Raw genomic sequence first — 1,085 nt, forward strand, 5'->3', positions numbered from 1 at the left:
ATCATCAATGTTTGTTAAGAATGTAAAACCTGAGTCAATAGTTCAAAATATGTCTAAAAGTCAGGTTGATACGTTCTCCTTTTGGTTTGGCTGTTTTGGGAACGCAGTGTCTCCAATGGTGCTGAAGCTCCCCAGCCATGATCAATAATGCGCCGTGGCCGAGCTCATATTCTATTTGAGTTTTACAATGTAAATTTCGTAGCACAAATCGGCGCGTATCACCTAAGTTCAACGAGGCGATCACCGGATTTCTGCCCAGCTCTGGTTCATTGTCTTGGTGCCATCCCATCGAGTCCTGACCGTCGCGATACAGATTCGCCAATACAGAGTTGAACGGGGTGTTGGCAAGGCTTTCACAGCGAGCCTTGAGTGATGACAGCTCAGACGTCCAAGGGTGAGGTGCCATGGTTAAACCCGAATAGGTGTAAGGCGCATCGCCATGCCAAGTCTGCAAACGAGGTTGAAGTACCGATTTCCCGAAAATGGTTATGCGTTCTTGTTGCCAAGGTAAGGTACTCCTAAGCGTTGAAAAGTACGTATCCGCTTCTTGCTGAGAAAGAAAGTTTGGCTGATAAAAGAGCTTACCTTGGCGTACCTCTTGCCAATCCGTACTTTCAAATAAATCGCCTTGTCCTTGCATCCCGTTGCCTATTTAAACCATAAAAATTTCAGATAATTATTACCTTTGCAAAGGCTATTGGTTATTCTTGTAGATAATAAGAATTTTAACAATAAAAGAATAATTCTCGTAGTAACGGACGAGCTAGTGGGGAGCTAATGCGTTATTCACCCAGAAAGCAGTGCTATTTTGCACTGTTCTTTTTCGCTTTTGTTGCCTTGTGTGTTGGTGTTATTGAGCTGTTGCATCAGAATCAGCAAGACCTTCAGCAAGAGCGCGTGCAAGTTGAAGCCAAAGAACAACTGTCTATTCTCCGCTCCAATTTGGAAGCGGTACTCATGGCTGATATTTACAAAGCCAGCACATTAGCGACGCTAATCACTTTGCTGCCAAATAGCGAAGAAGAGGAGCTAAGCATTGCCGCCGATCGTATTCTTAACAAAAGTAAGCACATCACGGTCATCGG

At 44.2% G+C, this 1,085-nt stretch carries 1 protein-coding gene and 1 pseudogene; one reads left to right on the forward strand and one right to left on the reverse strand.

Annotated features, from left to right (window positions below; all coding sequences use genetic code 11):
* Positions 1 to 34 precede the first annotated feature (34 nt).
* Complete coding sequence (locus R7O13_RS24470; protein ID WP_069534862.1) at positions 35 to 640, reverse strand: alpha-ketoglutarate-dependent dioxygenase AlkB family protein; 606 nt, start codon at positions 638 to 640, stop codon at positions 35 to 37.
* Positions 641 to 777: 137 nt separating this feature from the next.
* Between R7O13_RS24470 and R7O13_RS24475 the strand changes: the two are divergent.
* A pseudogene (locus tag R7O13_RS24475) lies at positions 778 to 1,085 on the forward strand (sensor domain-containing diguanylate cyclase); the annotation flags it as partial.

The sequence above is a fragment of the Vibrio sp. Y176 genome, assembly GCF_033438945.1.